The sequence below is a fragment of the Caenimonas koreensis DSM 17982 genome, assembly GCF_009646335.1.
GTDB lineage: Bacteria > Pseudomonadota > Gammaproteobacteria > Burkholderiales > Burkholderiaceae_C > Ramlibacter > Ramlibacter koreensis.
Genome location: NZ_WJBU01000011.1, coordinates 58,371 through 79,620, shown reverse-complemented (window position 1 = coordinate 79,620; position 21,250 = coordinate 58,371). Strand labels below are relative to the sequence as shown.

Here is a 21,250-nt window from a genome sequence, read left to right as displayed (position 1 = left end):
TCGGCATGCCACGCCGACGTGTCGAGCGCACTACGAAGCTTGCATCTGGCTGTGAGCTGGACAGGCCAACTTTGACAGCTGTTCCACTCCAACGGGTGCGTGAACCAGCCACGGCACGACGAACAAGCGGCTCGCGAGCCCGCCCGAAATTCTCTCAAGCTGCACGCGCTCGCCATTCAGGCGCGCACCCAGCAGCGGGTCGCTTGTGCCTGCAGCCAGCACACTCTTGTTCAGCACCCATGCATACGGGTCGACACCCGCTCTGCGCAAATCTGTCTGCAGGGCGGCGGCTTGCGACACGGGCGTGACTTCTGGCAGCGTGACCAGGATGATCTTGGTGTACGCGGCATCCTGCAGCCGCATGAGCGGCGTGACCACGCGTGCGGCGCCCAGGCCTTCGTAGTCGCGCATCATCTGCCGGTGGTAGGCGCCTGTCGCGTCCATCAGCAGCAACGAGTGGCCGGTCGGCGCCGTGTCCAGCACGACAAAAGCGCTGCGCGCCTCGCTCACGACTCGCGAGAACGCGTGGAAGACAGCCACCTCTTCGGTGCAGGGCGACTGCAGGTCTTCAAGCAGCAATGCTTGTTCTTGCGCATCAAGACCGGGCGACTTTGCCGCCATCATCTTGTCGATGTAGCGCTGGGTTTCAACCTTGGGGTCAATGCGGTCCACGTTCAGGCCGGGCACTTCGCCTTGCAGCGTCACCGCCAGGTGTGCCGCGGGGTCCGTCGTGCTGAGATGCACCGTGTTGCCGCGCTGGATGAGCCCGAGTGCGAGGGCCGCAGCCACCGTCGTTTTGCCGACACCGCCTTTGCCCATCACCATGATCAAGCCACGGCCCGCCAGCGCCAGCTCGTCGGCGAGGCTGCCCAGCCCGAGGAATTGGTCAACGTGGTCGTCGGCAGTGGCGCGCACCTGCAGTGCCGGGGCTGGCGCAGAGCCGAGCAGGGCGCGCAACGCAGGCAGCCCTACGGTGTCGAACTGCCGCAGTGGCACGCGGTCCTGCGGTAATGCCAGCAGTGATGCAGGCATCTGCGCGATGGCTTGCTCGCCCAATGCTTCAATGGATGCGGCAACCATGTCGGCTGGATCGGTCGCGTGAAAGCAGCCGTTGATCACCAGGCGCTGGTTGTTCAGGCCCAGCGTGCGCAACTCATCCGATGTGCGCGCAGCCTCGGCGATCGCGCCTTTGTCGGGCCGGGTCACCAGCACCACGGTGGTCTGTGCTGGATCGCTCAGCGCGTCGAGCGCCGCCTTGAATCGCGCCTCTTGCATCTTCAGGCCCGAGTGCGGGCCCAGGCACGAAGCGCCGCGGTCGTTGCCGGCGAGAAAGCCGCTCCACGCCTTGGGCAAGCTCAGCAGGCGCAAGGTGTGGCCGGTGGGTGCCGTGTCGAAGACGATGTGGTCGAAGCGCGTATCGTCGCTCGAGAGCAGCGATGCGAATTCGTCGAACGATGCGATCTCAGTTGTGCAAGCGCCCGAGAGCTGTTCGCGCACAGCCGACAGCTCGGCTTCGCTCGTGCCCGCACCCATCTGCGCCAGAACGCGTTGGCGGTACGCATGTGCCGCTGTGTCCGGGTCGATATTGAGCACCGACAGGCCAGGCGCACCGGGCACGGCAACGGGCGTGTTGGCAAGCACGATGCCCAGCATCTCGTCGAGGTTCGATGCGGCGTCGGTGCTGACCAGCAGCACCTTCTTGCCCGCGTCAGCAAGCGCGATCGCAGTCGCGGTCGACAGGGATGTCTTTCCGACACCGCCTTTGCCCGTGAAGAAAAGAAATCGTGTGGGTTGGCTCAGCGCATTCATGTTTGGTCTTCAGATGGCGCGCTGATTGACGCGCTGCTTGTATCGAAGCAGGAAGACAGCGCTGTTCCGGCTGCGCCACCGGCCACCTGGGCTGCAATAAAGCCCAGTGCGCTTGCCGGCGCAACACCAGCAAAGGTGTCGCTCCACATGCGCCCGAACACAGCGGCGGGGTTGGCGAACGAAGTACTCGATGTGAACCAGTACGCAGCGCCGATGTAGCAGGCCACCAGCGCGGCTGCTTTGCCGGCAGGCGCGCGCAGGATCACGAAGATCAAGCCTGCTGCGGCCACTGCCTCGGCCAGCCACTGGCCCCAGCCCCCGCGCAGTTTGGTGCTGGCTTGGATCAGCGGCAGATCGAACATGGCGTTAGCTAACGCAGCGCCAGCGATGGCGCCAGCAAGTTGGGCCACGATGAAAAGTGCGGGCAGGGTAAACCTGTCGTAGGCGCTTTCGGCCTGCCGGGCGGCCAGCACAACTGTCACAACCGGATTGAAGTGCGCGCCGCTGATGGGGCCTAACACTTCGATCAGCACATACAGGATGAACACAGTCGCAAGCGTGTTGGCGAGCAGCGCCACGCCCACGTTGCCGCCGCTCAGCCGCTCGGCCATGATCCCGGAGCCGATCACGGCGCAAAGCAGAATGCCTGTGCCGATGAATTCAGCGAGCAGCGCTCGCGGCATCTTTTTCATGGATCAGGCTTGCCGGGCGAGGGTGCGCGCCGTGGTCTCCAGCGCCATGCTTTCGAGCCGTTCGTGCGGCAGGCTCACCAGCAGGTCGAGCCGGCGCTTGATGGCGTGCAGCGTGACCCTGAACGCCTCAAGGCGCTCGGCGTCAGTTCCTTGCACCTCGGACGGATCGGGGTAGCCCCAATGTGCGGTTGCCGGATGGCCCGGCCAGACGGGGCACACCTCGCCTGCCGCGTTGTCGCAGACGGTGATGATCAGGTCCATCGCCGGTGCGCCGGGTTGCGCAAAGTCGTCCCAGCTCTTGCTGTGAAGGCCCTCGGTGCTGATGCCGGCTTGCTGCAGCACCGTGAGCGCCAAGGGGTTGGGCTTCTGGTTCTCGCGCGGGCTGCTGCCTGCGGAAAAGGCTTTGAACTGGCCTTTGCCAATTGAATTGAGGATGGCCTCGGCCAGGATGCTGCGGGCAGAGTTGTGGGTGCAGAGGAACAGCACGTTCAGCGGTGAGTTGCTCACTCGATTCTCCGTAGGGGTTGAAGGAAGGCTCTCGCGGTTCAATGGCGAAGCGCTGCAGGATTCGCCCTGGCAGCAGTGCTCGGTGAGGTAGCCGAGCAGCGCATTCATTCGGTCGAAATTCGCGCGGTAAATCAGGTTGCGGCCATCGCGTTCCTGCGAAATGAGCCGGGCATGAGCCAGCTCTTTCAGGTGAAACGACAGCGTCGCAGCTGGCACCTGAAGTTGCTCGCTGAGCAGGCCGGGGGTCTGGCCTTCGGGTCCGGCAACCACCAGGGACCGGAACACGCGCAGGCGCATGTTTTGGGCAAGCGCCGCCAGGCTCTGGACGGCTTCGGGTTCATTCATCGCTGACTCATTCATATTTCTATGATAGTGGAAATATCGAAGGCTGCGACTCCCGTGAAGGGGCATACTTGCAGGTTCAGCCGATCACCCGGCCGTCTTGCGTGAGCATGCTCTGCGTCACGAAAGTGCCGCCGCGACGGCGCTGGTCAAAGCTCACGCGAAAGCCGCCCACGTCCAGGTTGGCGCGCCGCTGGAAGGCGGCGAGGGCGCTTTGCCGCGTCAGGTTTGCGTCGGCGTCGCGCAGCACTTCAAACGTGTAGCGCGCGGCGATGAAGCCGGCCAGGCTCAGCGGAGTGGGTGGTTCGTCGAATAGCTTGGCGAGCGCCTCGCGGTACATGCGCACGACAGGAACGCTGGCTGTCACCACCGGCACCGCCTGCGTCGCAATGATGGGTGTGTTGCGCGCGGCGCCCATCTGCATGAGCGTCTGCAGGTTCACGTCCGCGAGCGCGACCACATAGCGCTGGCGCGACTGCTTCTCGAGCCCCTGCGTGAACTGCGCGAGCTCGGGCGTGCCGCCGACGAACAGCAGGATCGCCGGTGTGGTTTGCGTCAGTTTTTGCCCGAGACGAATGAGGTCGCCGCCGGCGCGGAAAGTCTGTAGCTTGATCTTTAAGTCGGCCGCGCTGCGCTCGAACTCCTGCTGGTAGGCGTTGAATTCGACATCGCTTGCATAGACCGCACCGATCTCCTGCACGCTCATCACTGTCAGTGACTTGAGGGCGTGCACGATCTGCTCCTGGCGCGCAGCGAAGATGGGGAAGGTGCGCTCGTCGATGTCGAGGCTGGAGTTCTGCAGCCATGGCGCGACGTGCGCGATGCCCAGCCGCTCCTGCTTCAGCGTCGCCACGACGTGACCCGCAGTGATGTCACCGGCCGTGCCGGACAACACGACGACCGATGGGTTGTCCCGCAGCTGCGCAATCGCCGCGCGGACACTGGCCGCGCTGCCATCGACCTCGATGGATGTGTGCTGCACGGCGCGGCCATGCAGGCCGCCCCTGAGGTTGATGTCCTGCCAGGCAGCGCGCGAGCCGATCAGGAAGTCTTTCGAGACATCCTGTTGTGTGGCCGACGTATCGAAGAGCTGCGCGACCGTGACAGCACGCGCGCCAGCTGCGGGCTTGGCCGGCTGCGCAAACGCGCGAGGTGCGGCCGCCAATGCACAACCCGCCAGGATCGCGCCCCGGCGGGTGAGGGATGTGAATGCCACTGGATCAGCGCGGGGGCATCAGGACCCGGTCGACCGAGTGCACGACGCCGTTGGTCGCCATCACGTCAGCATGGGTGACCATCGCGTCTTCCACGGTGACGAAGTCGCCCGCTTTCGACAGCGCCAGGTTGGCACCCTGCGCGCTCTTGACGTTCTGTGTCTTGACCTGCGACGACGTGAGCTGCGAAGGCACGACGTGGTATGTCAGCACGGCCTTGAGCTTGGCGGGGTCTTTGGCCAGGTCATCCATGGTTTTGGCGGGCACGGCCTTGAAGGCCTCGTTGGTCGGTGCGAAGACCGTGTAGGGGCCCTGGGCCTTGAGCGTGTCGGCCAGGCCTGCCTTGACGACCAGGCTGTTGAGTGTGCTGAGTTCGGGGTCGCGTGCGATGGTGTCGGCGACGCTCACGGGCGTAGCCGCCGGCTGGCTGGCGCAGGCCGCCACGAGGGCGATGGTGGGCACGAGTGCGAGGATTCGGTTGAACGACATGGTTTTCCTTCTGGTCCTTCTGGCTATGGGTTTGACTCCCGCAAAGCTTAGGAACTGCACGTGACACATCCGTGACGGTCATGTGACATGGAGATGACAGCGCCCTTGGGCGGCCATGTCATGGCAATGTCACAAAAGCTTCTTAGAGTCGGCGCAACCCTTAGCAACAACCAACGAGGTGTTCAGCATGATTTCTGTCTCCCGATTCGTCCTGTGCAGCGCCGTCGCGCTGTCGTTCACCGCCCTGGCTGCCGCGCAAGACATCACCGGCGCGGGCGCCACGTTCCCGGCCCCGCTGTATGCCAAGTGGGCCTCCGACTACAACAAGGCCACCGGCGTCAAGATCAACTACCAGTCCGTCGGCTCCGGCGCCGGCATCCGCCAGATCGATGCAAAGACCGTTGCGTTCGGCGCTTCCGACATGCCCATCAAGGACGAAGACCTGGCCAAGAAGGGCCAGATGCAGTTCCCGACCGTCATCGGGGGCGTCGTTCCCGTGGTCAACATCAAGGGCATCGCGCCCGGCCAGATGAAGCTCACGGGCCAGGTGCTCGGCGACATCTACCTGGGCAAGATCGCCAAGTGGAACGACCCCGCGATTGCCGCACTGAACCCTGGCGTGCCGCTGCCTGATGCTGCTATCTCGGTGGTGCGCCGCGCCGATGGCTCGGGCACCACGTTCATCTTCACGAACTACCTCTCGAAGGTGAACCCTGAGTGGAAGGCCAAGGTCGGTGATGGCACCGCAGTGAACTGGCCCACGGGCGCTGGCGGCAAGGGCAATGAAGGCGTCGCCGCTTTCGTGGGCCGCCTGCCCAACTCGATCGGCTACGTTGAATACGCTTACGTCAAGCAAAACAAGATGACGTACACGCTGCTCAAGAACCGCGATGGCAACTTCGTGCCGCCGAGCGATACGGCGTTCAAGTCGGCAGCAGCCGGCGCTGACTGGGCCAAGACGTTCTACCAGATCACTACCGACCAGCCGGGCAAGGATGCATGGCCGATCACGAACCCGACGTACATCATCATGTACAAGGTGCAGGACAAGCCGGCAGAAGCAGCAGCAACCCTGAAGTTCTTCGACTGGGCTTACAAGAACGGCGACAAGACGGCTGACGACCTCGACTACGTTCCGATGCCTGATGCAGTCAAGGCGCAGATCGCCAAGGCGTGGGGCGACATCAAGGACGCGTCCGGCAAGGCAATCGCTTACAAGTAAGAACGTGTCCTCTACACTGTCAGGCCATGAGGCCGCGCAACTTCCTGACTCCATGCGTGCGAAGGGCGAGCGAGAAATGAATCCCCGTCCGCCCGCGTCGATGCGCATGGGCCCGATCGCCGACCGGCTCTTCGGCTGGGCCGCCAAGGGCGCGGCCCTCCTGACGCTGAGCCTGCTGGCCGGCATCCTCTTGTCGCTCGTGGTTGGCGCATGGCCGGCGATCAACAAGTTCGGCCTGGGCTTTCTCACCAACAGCGTATGGGACCCCGTCACGCTGGAGTTCGGCGGCCTGGTGATGATCTACGGCACGCTCGCCACTTCGGCGATAGCGCTCATCATCGCGGTGCCTGTCAGTTTCGGCATTGCGCTGTTTCTCACTGAACTCTCGCCCGCATGGCTCAAGCGACCGCTGGGCACGGCCATTGAATTGCTCGCGGCAGTTCCGTCGATCGTCTATGGCATGTGGGGCTTGCTCGTGTTCGGCCCGATCCTGGCGAAGTACGTCCAGACGCCATTGCAGACGCTCTTTGCCGGTGTGCCGGTGCTCGGCGCATTCGTATCCGGCCCGCCAGTGGGTATCGGCATCCTGTCCGCCGGCATCATCCTCGCGATCATGATCATCCCGTTCATCGCCGCGGTGATGCGAGACGTATTCGACGTGACACCGCCCATGCTGAAAGAGTCGGCCTACGCGCTGGGCTCAACGACGTGGGAAGTGGTGTCGAAAGTCGTGCTGCCGTACACCAAGGCAGGCGTTGTCGGCGGGATCATGCTGGGCCTGGGCCGCGCGATTGGCGAGACGATGGCCGTCACGTTCGTCATCGGCAACTTCAACCAGCTCGATTCTCTGTCGCTGTTCCAGGCGGCCAACAGCATCACCTCGGCACTCGCGAATGAATTTGCGGAAGCCAGCGAGGGCCTGCACCAAGCCTCGCTGATCTACCTCGGACTCGTGCTGTTCTTCATCACGTTTGTGGTGCTGACGCTGTCCAAGCTGTTGCTCGCGCGACTGCGCCGCAATGAGGGAGCCGCATCATGAGCGCTACCGATACGGGGACCGGCGCACGTCTGATCCGCACGGCCGACGCTAACGCCATGCGTGAGCGCAAGTTTGCTTCGCGCAAGCGAGTCAATAAGGTGGCACTGACACTCTCGATGGGTGCCATGGCATTTGGCCTGTTCTGGCTCGTGTGGATCCTCTGGGAGACCGTGGTGCTTGGCATCGGCGGCCTCACATGGGCAACCTTCAGCCAGATGACGCCGCCGCCCAATGAGGCCGGTGGCCTTGCCAATGCGCTGTGGGGCTCTTTGCTGATGGTGACGCTGGCGACTTTCGTCGGCGCGCCGATCGGCGTCATGGCGGGCATCTACCTGGCCGAATACGACGTGAAGGGCTGGCTCGGCTCGCTCACGCGCTTCGTCAACGACATCTTGCTGTCGGCACCCTCCATCGTGATCGGCCTGTTTGTGTACGCGGTGATCGTGTCTCGCTACAAGTCGTTCTCGGGCTGGGCAGGCGTGATGGCGCTCGCATTGATCGTGATTCCCGTGGTGATCCGCACGACAGAAAGCATGCTGATGCTGGTGCCCTCGGGGCAGCGCGAAGCGGCTTACGCGCTGGGCGCGCCGAAGTGGAAGGTGATCATGAGCATCACGCTGCGCGCTGCGCGTGCTGGTGTGGTGACGGGCGTGCTGCTGGCTGTGGCGCGTATCGCTGGCGAGACCGCGCCGCTGCTTTTCACGGCGCTGAACAACCAGTTCTTTACCAACGATCTCGGCCAGCCGATGGCGAGCTTGCCGGTGACCATCTTCAAGTTCGCCATGAGCCCTTACGAAAACTGGCAAAAGCTGGCCTGGGCTGGCGTCTTCATCATCACCGCGACCGTGCTGGCCCTGAACATCCTGGCCCGCGTGCTGACCCGCAACAAGCTTTGAGAACCACATGAACACGATGACATTGCCACAAGCAAGTGCCTCGAAGATCTCCGTGAAGGACCTGAACTTCTTCTACGGAAAATTCCACGCGCTCAAGGGTATCAACCTCGAGATTCCCGAAAACAAGGTCACGGCTTTCATCGGCCCATCGGGCTGCGGCAAGTCCACGCTGCTGCGCACCTTCAACCGCATGTTCGAGCTCTACCCGGAGCAGCGCGCTGAAGGGCAGATCATTCTCGACGGCGAGAACCTGCTCACCTCGAAGAAGGACGTCGCGCTGATCCGCGCCAAGATTGGCATGGTCTTCCAGAAGCCGACGCCTTTCCCGATGTCGATCTACGACAACATCGCCTTTGGTGTGCGCCTGTTTGAAGACCTGGGCTCGGTCGATATGGACGAGCGTGTGGAGTGGGCACTGCGCAAAGCGGCGCTGTGGGGCGAAGTCAAAGACAAGCTGCAGCAAAGCGGTGCAGGCCTGTCGGGCGGGCAGCAGCAGCGCTTGTGTATTGCGCGCGGCATTGCGATCAAGCCGGAGATTTTGTTGCTCGACGAGCCGTGCTCCGCGCTCGACCCGATCTCCACCGCCAAGATCGAAGAGCTGATCGCCGAGCTGAAGGCTGACTACACCGTCGTGATCGTCACGCACAACATGCAGCAGGCCGCGCGCTGCAGCGACTACACGGCTTACATGTACCTGGGCGACCTCGTTGAGGTCGGCGAGACCGAGCAGATCTTCTTCAAGCCCAAGCGGCGCGAAACGGAAGACTACATCACTGGCCGTTTCGGCTGAAGGCGAGGAATACGTGATGCCTGAAAAGCACTTGTCCACACAGTTCGATGCCGAACTCAATGGCGTTTCATCCCGCGTGATGGAGTTGGGCGGCCTTGTTGAATCGCAGATCCGCAACGCGATTTATGCGATGTCGCATTTCGACAGTGACGCGGCCGCGCGCGTGATCGATGTCGAGAGCCAGGTCAACGGCATGGAGATCGAGATCGACCGCGAGATCGCGTCGATCATCGCGCGCCGCCAGCCCACAGCGGGCGACTTGCGCCTGCTGATGGCCATCTCGAAAACCACGGCCAATCTCGAACGCGTGGGCGACGAGGCAGAAAAGATCGCGCGCATGGTGCAGTCGATCATCGAAAAGAGCGGCAGCATGCGTGCTTTGCCTGCTTCAGAGCTGCGTGTCGCTGCCGACCTCGCGTCGGCCCTGCTGCGCAAGGCGCTCGACGCGTTTGCGCGCCTGGACACCACAACTGCCGTGGCGATCCTGAAGGAAGACGACCTGATCGACAAGGAGTTCGACGGCTTCGTTCGCAAGCTCATCACTTACATGATGGAAGACCCGCGCACGATTTCGGCGAGCCTCGACTTGCTGTTCCTGGCCAAGGCGATTGAACGCGTTGGGGACCACGCCAAGAACATTGCCGAGTTCATCATCTACGTGGTCAAGGGCGCTGACGTTCGCCACACGTCGATGGAAAACATCGAGTCTGCCGTGAGGTAAGCATCGATGAAGAACCAGCCCCGCATCCTGATTGTCGAAGACGAGCCATCAATCGCCGAGCTGATTGCTGTCAACCTGCGCCACAACGGCTTCCAGCCCGTGTGGGCCGAAGACGGGGAAGCTGCCCAGCGCGAGATCGATGCCACGCTACCCGATGCGATCCTGCTCGACTGGATGCTGCCTGGCCAGACGGGCCTGGCCTTGTCGCGCAAGTGGCGCGCCGACTCGCGCACGAAGCTCGTGCCGATTCTCATGCTCACCGCACGCGGTGACGAGCCCGACAAGATCGCCGGCCTCGACGCAGGCGCTGACGACTACATCACCAAGCCTTTCTCCACGCAGGAGCTGCTGGCGCGCATTCGCGCTGTACTTCGCCGCCGTGCGCCGGAGCAGGCGAGCGATGTGGTGTCGATCAGCGGCCTGGTGCTCGACGCAGCAACGCACCGCGTGAACTGGCAGGACAAGCCCGTCAAGGTCGGGCCCACCGAGTTCAAGCTGCTGCACTACCTGATGAAGCATCCTGAGCGGGTTCATAGCCGCTCGCAGCTGCTCGACAAAGTGTGGGGCGACCACGTGTTCATCGAAGAGCGCACGGTGGATGTCCACGTCAAGCGGCTGCGCGAATCGCTGGGGCCGGCAGCAGGCGGGCTGATCGAAACCGTGCGCGGCGCCGGCTACCGGCTGTCGGCGCAGGCCAAGGCAGCGGCCTGACAAGCCTGAAGACACGGCCCAGGCCAGCCGGCCCGCGGTGTCCAACGCACAATCGCTTCCATGCTCTGGCGAATCACTAGCTTCCTCATTTGTCTGGCGACAGGAGCGGGCGTCGGCACGTGGATAGCGGGCAAGGACGGCGCGCTTGCAGGCGTCGTGCTCGGCAGCATGTTCTGGTTTGCCATTGACCTGTGGCGCGGTGTCCGCGTCCTGGGCTGGCTTCGTGCAGCATCTGCACCGGCCGCGCCGGAGATGAGCGGCTTGTGGGGCGAGGTTGTGGACCGCACGCGGCGCCAGCTGCGCACCCGTGACCAGCAGCTTGGTGAGTCGGTACGCCGGCTGCAAGACTTCCTCGCCGCGATCCAGGCATCGCCCAATGGCGTTGTGCTGCTGGACGCCACGGGCCATATTGAGTGGTGCAACCAGACGGCGGCCCATCACTTGAGCATCGATCCCCAGCGCGACCTGATGCAGTTGATCGGCAACCTGGTGCGTGACCCCGACTTCGCGGCGTACTACGCGATGAAAGACTACAAGCAGGATGTCGTCATCGAGTCGCGCAACAGCACGCCGGGCCGGCCGATGAAGGTGGCGGTGCATCTGCACCCGTATGGCGAAGGGCGCAAGCTCCTGCTCACACGCGACATTACGGGTGTCGAGCAGGCGGAAGTCATGCGCCGCGACTTTGTGGCAAACGTCTCACACGAGATCCGCACGCCGCTCACCGTGCTCACGGGCTTTGTCGAAACGCTGCAGAGCCTGCCGCTATCGGCCGACGAGCAGTCGCGCTACCTCGCCTTGATGGCGCAGCAGGCGCATCGCATGCAGACACTGGTGAGCGACTTGCTCACGCTGTCCCGGCTTGAAGGCAGCCCCTTGCCGGGCGGTGCCGAATGGACGCCCCTGGCGCTGCTGGCCGCGCAGTGCGAGCAGGAGGGGCGCGCGCTTTCTGATGTGCTGGGCAAGGCGCAGCAGCTGCACTTCGGCACTGCGCCACCGTTCGAGATTGCGGGCTCTGTCAGCGAGCTGTTGAGCGCGCTGACGAACCTGGTGAGCAATGCCGTGCGCTACACACCTGCCGGCGGTGCAATCAACGTGGAATGGACTGTGCTACCGGACAACCGCATCGAGTTTTGCGTGCGTGATACCGGCCCCGGCATCGCGCCCCAGCATTTGCCGCGCCTGACGGAACGCTTCTACCGTGTGGACCGCAGCCGTTCGCGCGAGACGGGAGGCACAGGCCTGGGTCTGGCCATCGTCAAGCACGTGGTGCAGCGGCACGGCGCGGAACTGCACATCGACAGCGTTGTGGGCACTGGCTCGGCTTTCACGATTGTGTTTCCGGCGGTGCGGCTGCGGCCTGCAACGGTTGAATCACGCACCGCTGCATTGGCGGCGGTGCGGCCCATGGAGGCAGGCCGCGTAGAGAAGGAGTCCAGCGAATGAAGAAGAAGGAGATGGAACGCCGATTGCAGCTGGAAGCGCTCGACAGTTACGACGAGGAACTGGAGCTGGAACAGGAAGACCGGCCGTTCGACAGCACGGGCGCCGAGATCGAGCTCTCAGCCGATGAGCGGCTTGCGCGGCGCGGCTACTTCGCGCAACTGCTGCGCCTGCAAGGGGAGCTGGTGAACTTGCAGGACTGGGTGGTCGCCACCGGCCACAAGGTGGTGATCCTGTTTGAAGGGCGCGATGCGGCAGGCAAGGGCGGCGTCATCAAGCGCATCACGCAGCGGCTCAATCCGCGCGTCTGCCGCGTGGCAGCCTTGCCTGCACCGAACGATCGCGAACGCACGCAGTGGTACTTTCAGCGTTATGTGCAGCACCTGCCTGCGGCAGGCGAGATCGTGCTGTTCGACCGCAGCTGGTACAACCGCGCCGGCGTTGAACGCGTGATGGGTTTTTGCAGCGACGAGCAGTACGAGGAGTTCTTCCGCACGGTGCCCGAGTTCGAAAAGATGCTTGTGCGCTCGGGCATCCAGCTCGTGAAGTACTGGTTCTCGATCTCCGACGAAGAGCAGCACTTGCGGTTTTTGAGCCGCATTCGCGATCCGCTCAAGCAGTGGAAGCTCAGCCCGATGGACCTGGAGTCGCGCCGCCGCTGGGAGGCGTACACACGTGCCAAGGAAGTGATGCTCGAGCGCACGCATATCCCCGAAGCGAGGTGGTGGGTGGTGCAGGCGGACGACAAGAAGGCAGCGCGCCTGAACTGCATTGACCACCTGCTTTCGCTGATGCCGTACGCGGAGGTTCCGCACGCGCCAGTGGAGTTGCCTGCACGCGTTCGCAACAAGGACTACACGCGCAGGCCGGTGCCGCCGGAGTTTTTTGTGCCCGAGAAGTATTGAGCCGTCAGCGCGCGTGGCGGCCAGCACGCACGGCGCGCCACAGCATGAACGACAAGATGGTGCCCAGCACCCAGAGCGCGATGGCGGCGGCCATCCAGAACGCCGCCGGTGAGTGTTGCGCATCCAGCGACCCGAAGCCCGTGTAGGCGAGTGCGTAGCCACCCGCCAGGCCCATGCCCCACAGCAGCACGCAATAGGCAACGAGCGGCGCGATCGTGACCCTGTAGCTTCGAAGCAGGAACACCACAACGCCCTGCGTCGCGTCGCCCACGTGATACAGCGCGAGCCAGCCCAGCAAGGTGGTTGCCAAAGCCACGACGGCTGCGTTGGTCGAATAGATCGCGGCAATCTCACCACGAGCGAGCAGCAGCACCGCAGCGAGTGAGAGGGCCATGCCCAGGCCCATCTGCAGCCCCGTGCGCACGGCACCGCGTGCCTTCTTCGCGTCGTTCGCGCCAAGCCAGAAGCTCACGCGCGCGCTGGTAGCAATGCCCAGTGACAGCGGCACCATGAACATCACGGCGGCCATGTTGGCGGCGATCTGGTGCGCGGCAGACGCCACGGTGCCTTGCCGCGCAATGAAAAGCGCCATCAGCGTGAAAGATGTGACCTCCACCATCACCGCAAGGCCGCTCGGCACGCCGAGCCGCGCAAATTCTGCAATCGTGGGCCAGTGCGGCCGCTCGATGCGCTTCCAGATCGCATACGGTGTGTAGAGCGGCTGCGTTCGAACGAGCCAGATCGAGCAGATGAGGAAGCCATAGGTGACGACGACAGTTGCCCACGCACAGCCCACGGCGCCCATCGCGGGCACGCCCAGCCCGCCGAAGACGAACCAGATCGTGAGCGGGACCTTGAGCAAGAGCGACAGGGCCTGCAGCCACGTCACGAGCTGCGGCTTGCCCAGGCTCTGGTTCAGCGTGCTGTACATGCGAAAGAGCAATGCGGGCGGCATGGCGAGCGCGAGGACCATCAAGTATTCCTCGACATCCTGCTGCACGGCAATTGGCACCTGCGTCCAGCGCATCAGCGGACCGGGGAAGACCAGGGCCGTACAACCCAGCACCGAGCCGATGGCCGCGAGATACAGCGCCTGCCGCACTGAGCGGCCGAGCTCATGGTTGCGCCTGGCGCCATGCAACTCGGCCCACACCGGCAGCAGCGCCTGCAGCACGCTCATCATCGCTACAAAGAAGGTGATGTAGACCGCAGAGCCGACCGACAACGCGGCGAGCGCCCGATCGGAGTAGCGGCCCGCCACGATGGTGTCGGTCACGCCGAACGCCATCACGGCAAGCTGGCCAACCAGCACCGTACCTGCGTGCCGGGCGATGGTCCGGCCTTCGCTCACGGGCGGGCCGACCGGCGGAACAGGAAGACGTCTTCGTTGGCGTCAGACGGCCGGCGGATCTTCGCGACCTGCGTCCACTGCCGGATATCGACCGTGATGGGCAATGCGGGGCGCATCTCGTCGTTCACGAGCAGCCACGGGCACTTGGCGTCACCGTTGGCCCAGCGCAGATCCATGCCGCCGTGATAGTGGAACGCGGTGATTTGCGCGCGGCTCAGGCCGAAAATTTCCACGCAGCCGGGCTGGTCGATGTGCGACTGCACGGCGCGCACCAGCGGTGTGTAGCCGCGTGCGTAATTGAGCGCGGGCAGCCAGAGCGTCATCACCAGCAGCCAGCACAGCGCAGCGCCGCCGGCAGGCAGCACCAGGCTCTTCCAGATGGCCGTACGGTGCCGGCCCGTGCGCCACTTCACGAGCCAGGCCCACGCGAGCGTGGCGGCAATCGCCAGCACGAAGGCGATCAGCGAGAAGCTCGGCTCGAAGCCCGGTGCCAGCCGCGCGACGTTGGCGGCTGGGCGTGGCGGGTAACCGGTCTGCATGGCTATCCATACCACCCAGATCACGACGGCACAGCCGGTGAAGAACAGGAGCGTGAACCAGTCGATCAATGCTGAGACGCTGCGGCTGAGCGTCGGCAGTGCAAAGGCGGCGAGCGCCGCCATGGCGGGCAGGGCGAGCAGCAGCGAACGGTCGGAAGAGGGGGTCAGCAAGGTGGCGCCCAGGCCCACAAGCGTGAACCACAGTGGCAGCGCCACATGCCGGTTCGTCAGCTGGCGGCGCCAGCGCCACAGCGTCCACAAGGCCAGCGGCCAGGCGGGCCAGGTGAACCACAGCAGCAGGCGCCCAAAGGGCTGCCAGCGGGCCAGGCCGGTGTCGGAGATGCGCCAGTGCCAGAGATCGAACGCCAGCGCCAGCAGTGCCACGAGGAACATCGCCGCCGCAAAGATCGGCAGTTGCTTCCAGACGGTGACAACCTCCTCTTCATCCCGGTCGATGACGGTGATCACAAGGCCGCCCAGGCCGAAGAGCAGGGCCATTGCCGGGGCGCCGCTGAGCGCCATGCCGGCAAAACCTGCTATGAGGGCAGCGCCGCCGACAACAGGCCGCCTGGGAATGGCCGTCATGGCAAAAAAGCTCAGGGACGCGAAGGCGACTTGCGCGAGCGACGGCGTGGTCTCGTGGGAAAACTGGCCCAGGCCGAGGCAAGCGATGAGTGCGAGCAAGCCGCCGTCGGCCATGGCGCGGGCGTAGTCGGTCGGGTTGGCCTCGCCGCCAAAGGCAAACGGGACGGGTTGCGCACGGAGCGTGCGGGCGAGGTAGTAAACGCCGTACCAGGTGGAGACCAGCGTCAGCACCAGCAGCAGCGGGAAGACCAGGCGCACCGCCAGGTCGGGGCTGATGAAGGAGGGCGCGAGCTGGATGGCAGCCGCGCCGAGCCAGTAAGGCAGCAGCGCATCAAACTCGGGTGGCTGGCCCAGCAGCGTTGGCGCGAGCCACGACGCATGGCCCTGCGCGATTTCAACCATGTGGCCGAAAGCCGCGATGTCGGCGTTCTTCCACGGTTCGCGGCCGATGAAGCCGGGCAGGACGTACGCCAGGCAAAACAGCAGCAGCGCCAGGCGCGGCAGCCGGCGTACGGCGTCCTGGGCAACGATGGCGGGGGTGGGCTGGTTCACAGGTTCACGTATGCGGGAAGGAGTGTGCCTGAAAGCAAAAGGGCAGCTCGGTTGCCCGGGCTGCCCTCTGGAGGGGACGCAGTGCGAATTACTTCGTCGCTTCTTCGGCCTTGGCGTCTTCAGCCTTGGCGCCCGGCTTGCCGAACTTGCGGAAGAACTTGTCGACCCGGCCGCCCATGTCGTTGATCGACTTCTGGGTGCCCGTGTAGAAGGGGTGCGACTCGCTGGAGGTATCCAGCTTGAACAGCGGCAGTTCGCGGCCGTCGTCCGTCGTGCCCATTTCCTTGGTGTTCACGCACGAGCGCGTGACGAACTTGAAACCGTTGGAGAGGTCCATAAACAGGACTTCGCGGTAGTTCGGGTGAATGCCATCTTTCATGATTGTTCCTTGCGGGTCGGTGCGGGAGCCGGGCCAGGACATCTGGACTACTTTCCGCAAAAGCCCTCGATTATAGCGCCCGGTCCATCCGATGCTCCAGCGCGGCTGAGAACTGGGTCAAAAGAGTCGTCAGGATGAGGTAGATGCAGGCCGTGGTCGCCAGCGTCGCAACGGGCTGGAACGTGACGGCCTGCACGCGGTTGCCGACGTTGGTCAGCTCAACCACACCAATTGCAAAGGCGAGCGACGAGTCTTTCAGCAGCGCGACCACGTTGCCTGCCAAGGCCGGCAAGGCCACACGAAACGCCTGAGGCAGCACCACACCGAACAGCACCTGTGGCGGCTTGAGGCCTAGCGCGCGAGCGGCATCGCGCTGGCCCTGGGGCACGGCCAGCAGCGCGCCGCGGATCACTTCTGCGTTGTACGCGCCGACGTTCAGCGACAGCGCGACCACTGCCGCAGCAAAGTCGGGCAAGGTCAGGCCGGGGACGAGCACGGGCAGCGCGAAGTACACGAACAGGATCTGCACGAGCAACGGCGTGCCGCGAATCAGCCAGATGTAGAACGATGCGATGCGGCGCAGCGCCCAGGCGCGCGACGTGCGCCCCAATGCTGCAGCCAGGCCCAGCACCAGGCCGATCGAGCCGGCGACCAGCGTCAGGCCCAGCGTGGTGCGGGCGCCTTCAGCAAATTGCTGCGCGTTGCTGCCGATCGGCTCGGGCGCGAGAGCCAGCAGGCTGCCCAGCGCCCACAGGAAGGCGATGAGTAGCAGGGCGCCTGCTGCCAGCGTGGCGTTGCTGCGCGCCAGGCGCGACCACGAAGCGGGCCAGACGTCGATGAGCATTGCGCCGCGTTACTTGCAGCGCACGTCTTCGCCGAAGTACTTCTTCGAGAGTGCCGCATAGCTGCCGTCTGCCATGGTCGCGGCCAGCGCCTTGTTCCATGCATCAGCCAGGCCCGTGTTGCCCTTGGCGGCAGCGGCGGCAATGCGTTCGGTAAAGAGCAGGTCGCCCGACTGCAGCTTCAGGCCGGGGTTCTTCTTCAACGTCTCCAGCACGGTGAAGCGGTCCGTCACCCAGGCATCGACGCGCCCGGCGGCCAGCGCTGAACGCGCGTCGGCGTCTGACGGGAAGTTCTTCACTTCCTTCGCCGTGCCGAGCTTGGTGATGTTCTCAAGGTAAGTCGTACCGGTCTGCACGGCCACTGTTTTGCCGGCCAGATTCTTTGCCGTACGGATCGCTGCGTCTTTGGACACGATCATGCCGCCTGAGCAATAGTGCGGCGCCATGAACGTCACCGCTTTCGCGCGCTCGTCTGTGATGCCGTGGGAGGCGATCACCATGTCCCAGCGGTCCTGGCCAAGGCCGGCCAGCAGGGCGTCGAAGCCGACTGTCTTCCATTCAAGGGCGAGCCCCATTTTTTTGGCGACGAGTTCGGTGAGCTCGACTTCAAAGCCGGTGAGCTTGCCCTTGTCGACGTAGTTGAACGGCGTGAACGCGCCTTCAGTGGCGGCGACGAGTTTGCCGCTCTTGGTGACGGCGTCGAGTGGCCGCGCAGAAATGGAAACGCCCGCGGCTAGCGCGAGCGTTGCAATCAATAGCTTGAATGAGGTTCTCATGGCCAACTCCTGTACGGATATGGCCGCGAGTTTAGCCGTGCGTTTGGTCGGTGAGATTGAACCGAGGTGATGACCTGCGCGCGTCACCGGACGCTGTTTGTTGGACGCTGCGCTATCGGCGCCCCGAAGCAGAAACACCTCAAGGTCTTGAACGGTCGTCAAGCTGGAACTGTAGAGCGCTTGGTGTTACTCACCCTACACTTCAATGAACGAGGATGTGCTGCTGTGGGCGTCACGATATCAAAGTTGGCGGTGGCAGGTTGGCCTAACCAAGGCTCAACCTCCGCCGCGCGGTCGGGCACAGTTCAAGATCCCGCGGCGCCGCGGTTACCGGCAGCGGCTGATCAAGCCGCTCCGGTAGCGATACATATTGCAACGCAGGTGGTGGCTGCCGGGCCGCGATTGAATGCGCGTCCAGACCTTTTAGGTGCTCTACCTGAAGATGTCCTCGCGAAGATCGCTGTCGACTACTTCAATCCTGGCGAAATCAAGTCGTTGGCGACAGTCACTAGGCTTGAAGTGCGGCCCGAGGAGATGATGGCGACGTTGAAACGGCAGATTTCGCAGTCGATGCTTCATCTATACGACGATGCCGTTCGTAGGTCCGCTGTCGTCATATTGCTTCCTGCGGCATTTCATGAGCTACCGCAAGCGTATCGGACCGGGGACCGATACGACACTTTGGCCGAAGTAATGGCGCGAAGTACGGGTGAAGTTGCGGATGCTTGGGCCCTGAACGCGCAACCCAGCGCGTTTGCCGCGCTGCCTGAAGCGGAGCGCACCGAAGAGCGATTCGAAGATATTGCCGGTGCTTTGGCTGAAATTCGAATCGACGCTGTGCGAGCGGTGCATGCGCAGGTCAAAGCGTTTGCCGCGCTGCCGCAAGCGGTTCGCACCGGAGAGCGATATGAAAATATTGCCCAAGCGGTGGTCCAAATTGTGGACGAGCGTCTTCTTGGAATTGCCCTGAACGCGCAAGCCAGCGCGTTTGCCGCGTTGCCTGAAGCGGAGCGCACCGAAGAGCGATTCGAAGATATTGCCGGTGCTGTGGCTGAAATTCGAATCGACGCTGTGCGAGCGGTGCATGCGCAGGTCAAAGCGTTTGCCGCGCTGCCGCAAGCGGTTCGCACCGGAGAGCGATATGAAAATATTGCCCAAGCGGTGGTCCAAATTGTGGACGCGAAATGTCGTGTAAATGCCCTGAACGCCCAAGCCAGCGCGTTTGCCGCGTTGCCTGAAGCGGAGCGCACCGAAGAGCGATTCGAAGGTCTTGCCGGTGCTGTGGCTGAAGTTCGAAACCACCCTTATCGAGCGGAGGGCCTGCATGCGCAGGCCACAGCGTTTGCCGCGCTGCCGCAAGCGTTTCGCACCGAAGAGCGATACGAAAATTTGGCCGGTGCTGTGGCTCGATTGACGTTGCAGGTCGAGCATGCGCCCTTACTGGTTGCACAAGCCACAGCGTTTGCCGCGCTTCCGCAAGCGTTTCGCACCGAAGAGCGATACGAAAATTTGGCCGGTGCTGTGGCTCGATTGCAGTGCGAGACCTTCCGTGCGAAGGCGCTATCTGCACCAGTCACAGCGTTTGCCGCGCTACAAGACGCGGATCGCACCGGGGAGCGCTACGATCGTTTGGCGGGTACCGTGGCACTTTTGAAAGAAGACATGGTTCTGGCAAGAGCCCTCCTGACACTGCCAACAGCGTTTGCCGCGCTGCCTATTGGGGAGCGCACCGTGGAGCGCTACGATCATTTGAGCGTGACTGACCTCAAGCACGAGGCTGCCCGCTCGGCGGGGGTGGGAGCGCAAGCCAGGGCTTTTGCCGCGCTGCCAGAGGGCGACCGTACTGTGGATCGCTATCGGGGCTTGGTTGAGGTCGCGTCACGCCTCAGTGGGGTGGAGCAGGATCATCCAGCCGCCATGCTCACTGTCATCGAGGCGTACCCCGCACTGGGCCGGCGCGATGCCAATTTCGACATCTTCTATGAATTGTCAACGCTTGTTACTGCGACAAGCCTATATTGGAAGGGCCACACCCGCATTCGCCTGCTTTCCGCACTCTACAAGGCACTTGAGAGTCAGTAGGCCGACCTTGTACAACCGCAACCGCCCGAAACGCCAGCATCAGCAACTGGCGGTGGCTTGGATGCAGGCGTGCTAACCGCCGCGACGCATCATGTCGAAGAACTCGACATTGGTCTTCGTGGCGCGCATGGACTTGAGCACCATTTCCATCGCCTCGATTTCGTCCATGTTGTACATGAACTGGCGCAGGATGCGGGTCTTTTGCAGGATCTCAGGGGCGAGCAGCAGCTCTTCGCGGCGGGTGCCTGAGCGATTGAGCTGGATCGACGGGAACACGCGCTTTTCATACAGGCGCCGGTCCAGGTGGATTTCGCTGTTGCCGGTGCCTTTGAACTCCTCAAAGATCACTTCGTCCATGCGTGAGCCGGTGTCGATCAGCGCTGTGCCGATGATGGTGAGCGAGCCGCCTTCTTCGACGTTACGCGCGGCGCCCAGGAAGCGCTTGGGGCGCTGAAGGGCGTTGGAGTCCACACCACCAGTCAGCACCTTGCCCGATGAAGGCACGACGTTGTTATAGGCCCGGGCGAGGCGCGTGATCGAGTCCAGCAGGATCACCACGTCTTTCTTCAGCTCGACCAGTCGCTTGGCGCGCTCGATCACCATTTCGGCAACGTGCACGTGGCGCGCAGCGGGTTCGTCGAAGGTGGAGGCAATGACTTCGCCCTTCACCGACCGCTGCATTTCAGTCACTTCTTCAGGGCGCTCGTCAACGAGCAGGACCATGAGGTAGCTGTCGGGGTAATTGGCCGCGATGGCGTGGGCCATGTGCTGCATCATCACCGTCTTGCCGCTCTTGGGCGGGGCGACGAGCAGGGCGCGCTGGCCTTTGCCGATGGGCGCAATGATGTCGATAACACGGCCCGTGATGTTTTCTTCGCCCTTGAAGCCGTCGCGCTCGAGCTTCATCTGCTCCTTGGGGAACAGCGGCGTCAGGTTTTCAAACATCACCTTGTGCTTGTTGTTCTCCGGCGGGCCGTCATTGACCTTGTCGAGCTTGGTCAATGCAAAGTAACGCTCGCCATCCTTGGGCGTGCGCACTTCGCCTTCGATCATGTCGCCCGTGTGCAGGTTGAAGCGGCGCACTTGCGAGGGCGAGATGTAGATGTCGTCCGTGCTCGCGGTGTAACTCGTGTCGGGGCTGCGCAGGAAGCCGAAACCGTCGGGCAGGATTTCCAGCACGCCGTCGGCAAAGACCTGTTCGCCGGCGCGGGCGCGCTTTTTGATGATCGCGAACATCAGTTCCTGCTTGCGCATGCGGCCTGTGTTCTCGATCTCGAGCTCTTCAGCCTGCTTCAGGACTTCGGACACGTGCAGTGCCTTGAGTTCGTTTAAGTGCATGGAATGACCCCTTGCGGAGTTTGTTT

The 21,250-nt window shown here is 63.4% G+C and carries 20 protein-coding genes and 1 pseudogene; 9 read left to right on the top strand and 12 right to left on the bottom strand.

What is annotated here, in order from left to right; genetic code table 11:
• Positions 1–30 precede the first annotated feature (30 nt).
• From arsA to GHT07_RS12620, 6 genes and pseudogenes are all read right to left on the bottom strand, one after another.
• Positions 31–1,809: an arsenical pump-driving ATPase gene (arsA, locus tag GHT07_RS12640; RefSeq protein ID WP_153585453.1), complete on the bottom strand. Its 1,779-nt coding sequence runs from the start codon at positions 1,807–1,809 to the stop codon at positions 31–33.
• Complete coding sequence (locus GHT07_RS12635; RefSeq protein ID WP_153585452.1) at positions 1,806–2,501, bottom strand: aquaporin; 696 nt, start codon at positions 2,499–2,501, stop codon at positions 1,806–1,808. Before GHT07_RS12635 ends, arsA begins: the two co-directional genes overlap by 4 nt.
• A 3-nt stretch (positions 2,502–2,504) precedes the next feature.
• On the bottom strand, positions 2,505–3,008 hold the full coding sequence (locus GHT07_RS21505) for an arsenate reductase ArsC (RefSeq protein ID WP_323740928.1): 504 nt from the start codon (positions 3,006–3,008) through the stop codon (positions 2,505–2,507).
• Positions 3,009–3,176: 168 nt separating this feature from the next.
• A pseudogene (locus tag GHT07_RS21500) lies at positions 3,177–3,305 on the bottom strand (winged helix-turn-helix domain-containing protein); the annotation flags it as partial.
• A 124-nt stretch (positions 3,306–3,429) separates the two neighbouring features.
• A complete protein-coding gene (locus GHT07_RS12625; protein ID WP_323740916.1) occupies positions 3,430–4,566 on the bottom strand; it encodes an ABC transporter substrate-binding protein in 1,137 nt (378 codons plus the stop codon).
• A 4-nt stretch (positions 4,567–4,570) separates the two neighbouring features.
• Positions 4,571–5,053, bottom strand: coding sequence for a fasciclin domain-containing protein (locus GHT07_RS12620; RefSeq protein WP_153585450.1), 483 nt, complete (start codon positions 5,051–5,053; stop codon positions 4,571–4,573).
• Positions 5,054–5,240: 187 nt separating this feature from the next.
• Here GHT07_RS12620 and pstS point away from each other — a divergent pair, with 187 nt between their 5' ends.
• Genes pstS through ppk2 form a run of 8 tightly spaced genes read left to right on the top strand, consistent with a single transcriptional unit; the run spans position 5,241 to position 12,780 of the window.
• Entirely contained in the window at positions 5,241–6,275 is a 1,035-nt protein-coding gene (pstS, locus tag GHT07_RS12615; RefSeq protein WP_153585449.1) for a phosphate ABC transporter substrate-binding protein PstS, read from the top strand.
• A gap of 52 nt (positions 6,276–6,327) precedes the next feature.
• Complete coding sequence (gene pstC, locus GHT07_RS12610) at positions 6,328–7,314, top strand: phosphate ABC transporter permease subunit PstC (protein ID WP_153585569.1); 987 nt, start codon at positions 6,328–6,330, stop codon at positions 7,312–7,314.
• On the top strand, positions 7,311–8,210 hold the full coding sequence (gene pstA / locus GHT07_RS12605) for a phosphate ABC transporter permease PstA (protein ID WP_153585448.1): 900 nt from the start codon (positions 7,311–7,313) through the stop codon (positions 8,208–8,210). The genes pstC and pstA overlap by 4 nt, the downstream gene beginning before the upstream one ends.
• Before the next feature lie 16 nt (positions 8,211–8,226).
• Positions 8,227–9,000, top strand: a complete 774-nt coding sequence (pstB, locus tag GHT07_RS12600; protein ID WP_395685363.1) for a phosphate ABC transporter ATP-binding protein PstB — start codon at positions 8,227–8,229, stop codon at positions 8,998–9,000.
• 16 nt (positions 9,001–9,016) lie between these two features.
• Positions 9,017–9,721: a phosphate signaling complex protein PhoU gene (gene phoU, locus GHT07_RS12595; protein ID WP_153585446.1), complete on the top strand. Its 705-nt coding sequence runs from the start codon at positions 9,017–9,019 to the stop codon at positions 9,719–9,721.
• A 6-nt stretch (positions 9,722–9,727) separates the two neighbouring features.
• Positions 9,728–10,432, top strand: coding sequence for a phosphate regulon transcriptional regulator PhoB (phoB, locus tag GHT07_RS12590; RefSeq protein ID WP_153585445.1), 705 nt, complete (start codon positions 9,728–9,730; stop codon positions 10,430–10,432).
• Positions 10,433–10,492: 60 nt separating this feature from the next.
• Positions 10,493–11,878, top strand: a complete 1,386-nt coding sequence (gene phoR, locus GHT07_RS12585) for a phosphate regulon sensor histidine kinase PhoR (protein ID WP_153585444.1) — start codon at positions 10,493–10,495, stop codon at positions 11,876–11,878.
• Positions 11,875–12,780, top strand: coding sequence for a polyphosphate kinase 2 (gene ppk2, locus GHT07_RS12580; protein ID WP_153585443.1), 906 nt, complete (start codon positions 11,875–11,877; stop codon positions 12,778–12,780). The genes phoR and ppk2 overlap by 4 nt, the downstream gene beginning before the upstream one ends.
• 4 nt (positions 12,781–12,784) lie before the next feature.
• On the opposite strand, the gene GHT07_RS12575 is transcribed toward ppk2, so the two are convergent.
• The 5 genes from GHT07_RS12575 to GHT07_RS12555 form a co-directional block, all read right to left on the bottom strand.
• On the bottom strand, positions 12,785–14,131 hold the full coding sequence (locus GHT07_RS12575; RefSeq protein WP_323740915.1) for an MATE family efflux transporter: 1,347 nt from the start codon (positions 14,129–14,131) through the stop codon (positions 12,785–12,787).
• Positions 14,128–15,807 carry a hypothetical protein gene (locus GHT07_RS12570; protein ID WP_323740914.1) on the bottom strand — a complete coding sequence of 560 codons (1,680 nt, stop codon included), beginning with the start codon at positions 15,805–15,807 and terminating at the stop codon, positions 14,128–14,130. Before GHT07_RS12570 ends, GHT07_RS12575 begins: the two co-directional genes overlap by 4 nt.
• Positions 15,808–15,895: 88 nt before the next feature.
• On the bottom strand, positions 15,896–16,186 hold the full coding sequence (locus GHT07_RS12565) for a type B 50S ribosomal protein L31 (RefSeq protein WP_153585442.1): 291 nt from the start codon (positions 16,184–16,186) through the stop codon (positions 15,896–15,898).
• A 70-nt stretch (positions 16,187–16,256) separates the two neighbouring features.
• Positions 16,257–17,030 (bottom strand): amino acid ABC transporter permease, encoded by a 774-nt coding sequence (locus GHT07_RS12560; protein ID WP_153585441.1) that lies wholly within the window; start codon positions 17,028–17,030, stop codon positions 16,257–16,259.
• 9 nt (positions 17,031–17,039) lie between these two features.
• A complete protein-coding gene (locus GHT07_RS12555; protein ID WP_153585440.1) occupies positions 17,040–17,804 on the bottom strand; it encodes an ABC transporter substrate-binding protein in 765 nt (254 codons plus the stop codon).
• A gap of 225 nt (positions 17,805–18,029) precedes the next feature.
• Here GHT07_RS12555 and GHT07_RS12550 point away from each other — a divergent pair, with 225 nt between their 5' ends.
• Positions 18,030–19,886: a hypothetical protein gene (locus GHT07_RS12550; protein WP_153585439.1), complete on the top strand. Its 1,857-nt coding sequence runs from the start codon at positions 18,030–18,032 to the stop codon at positions 19,884–19,886.
• Positions 19,887–19,958: 72 nt separating this feature from the next.
• Here the strand turns inward: GHT07_RS12550 and rho are convergent, their stop codons facing one another.
• Positions 19,959–21,224, bottom strand: a complete 1,266-nt coding sequence (gene rho / locus GHT07_RS12545) for a transcription termination factor Rho (RefSeq protein WP_153585438.1) — start codon at positions 21,222–21,224, stop codon at positions 19,959–19,961.
• Between the last annotated feature and the right edge of the window lie 26 nt (positions 21,225–21,250).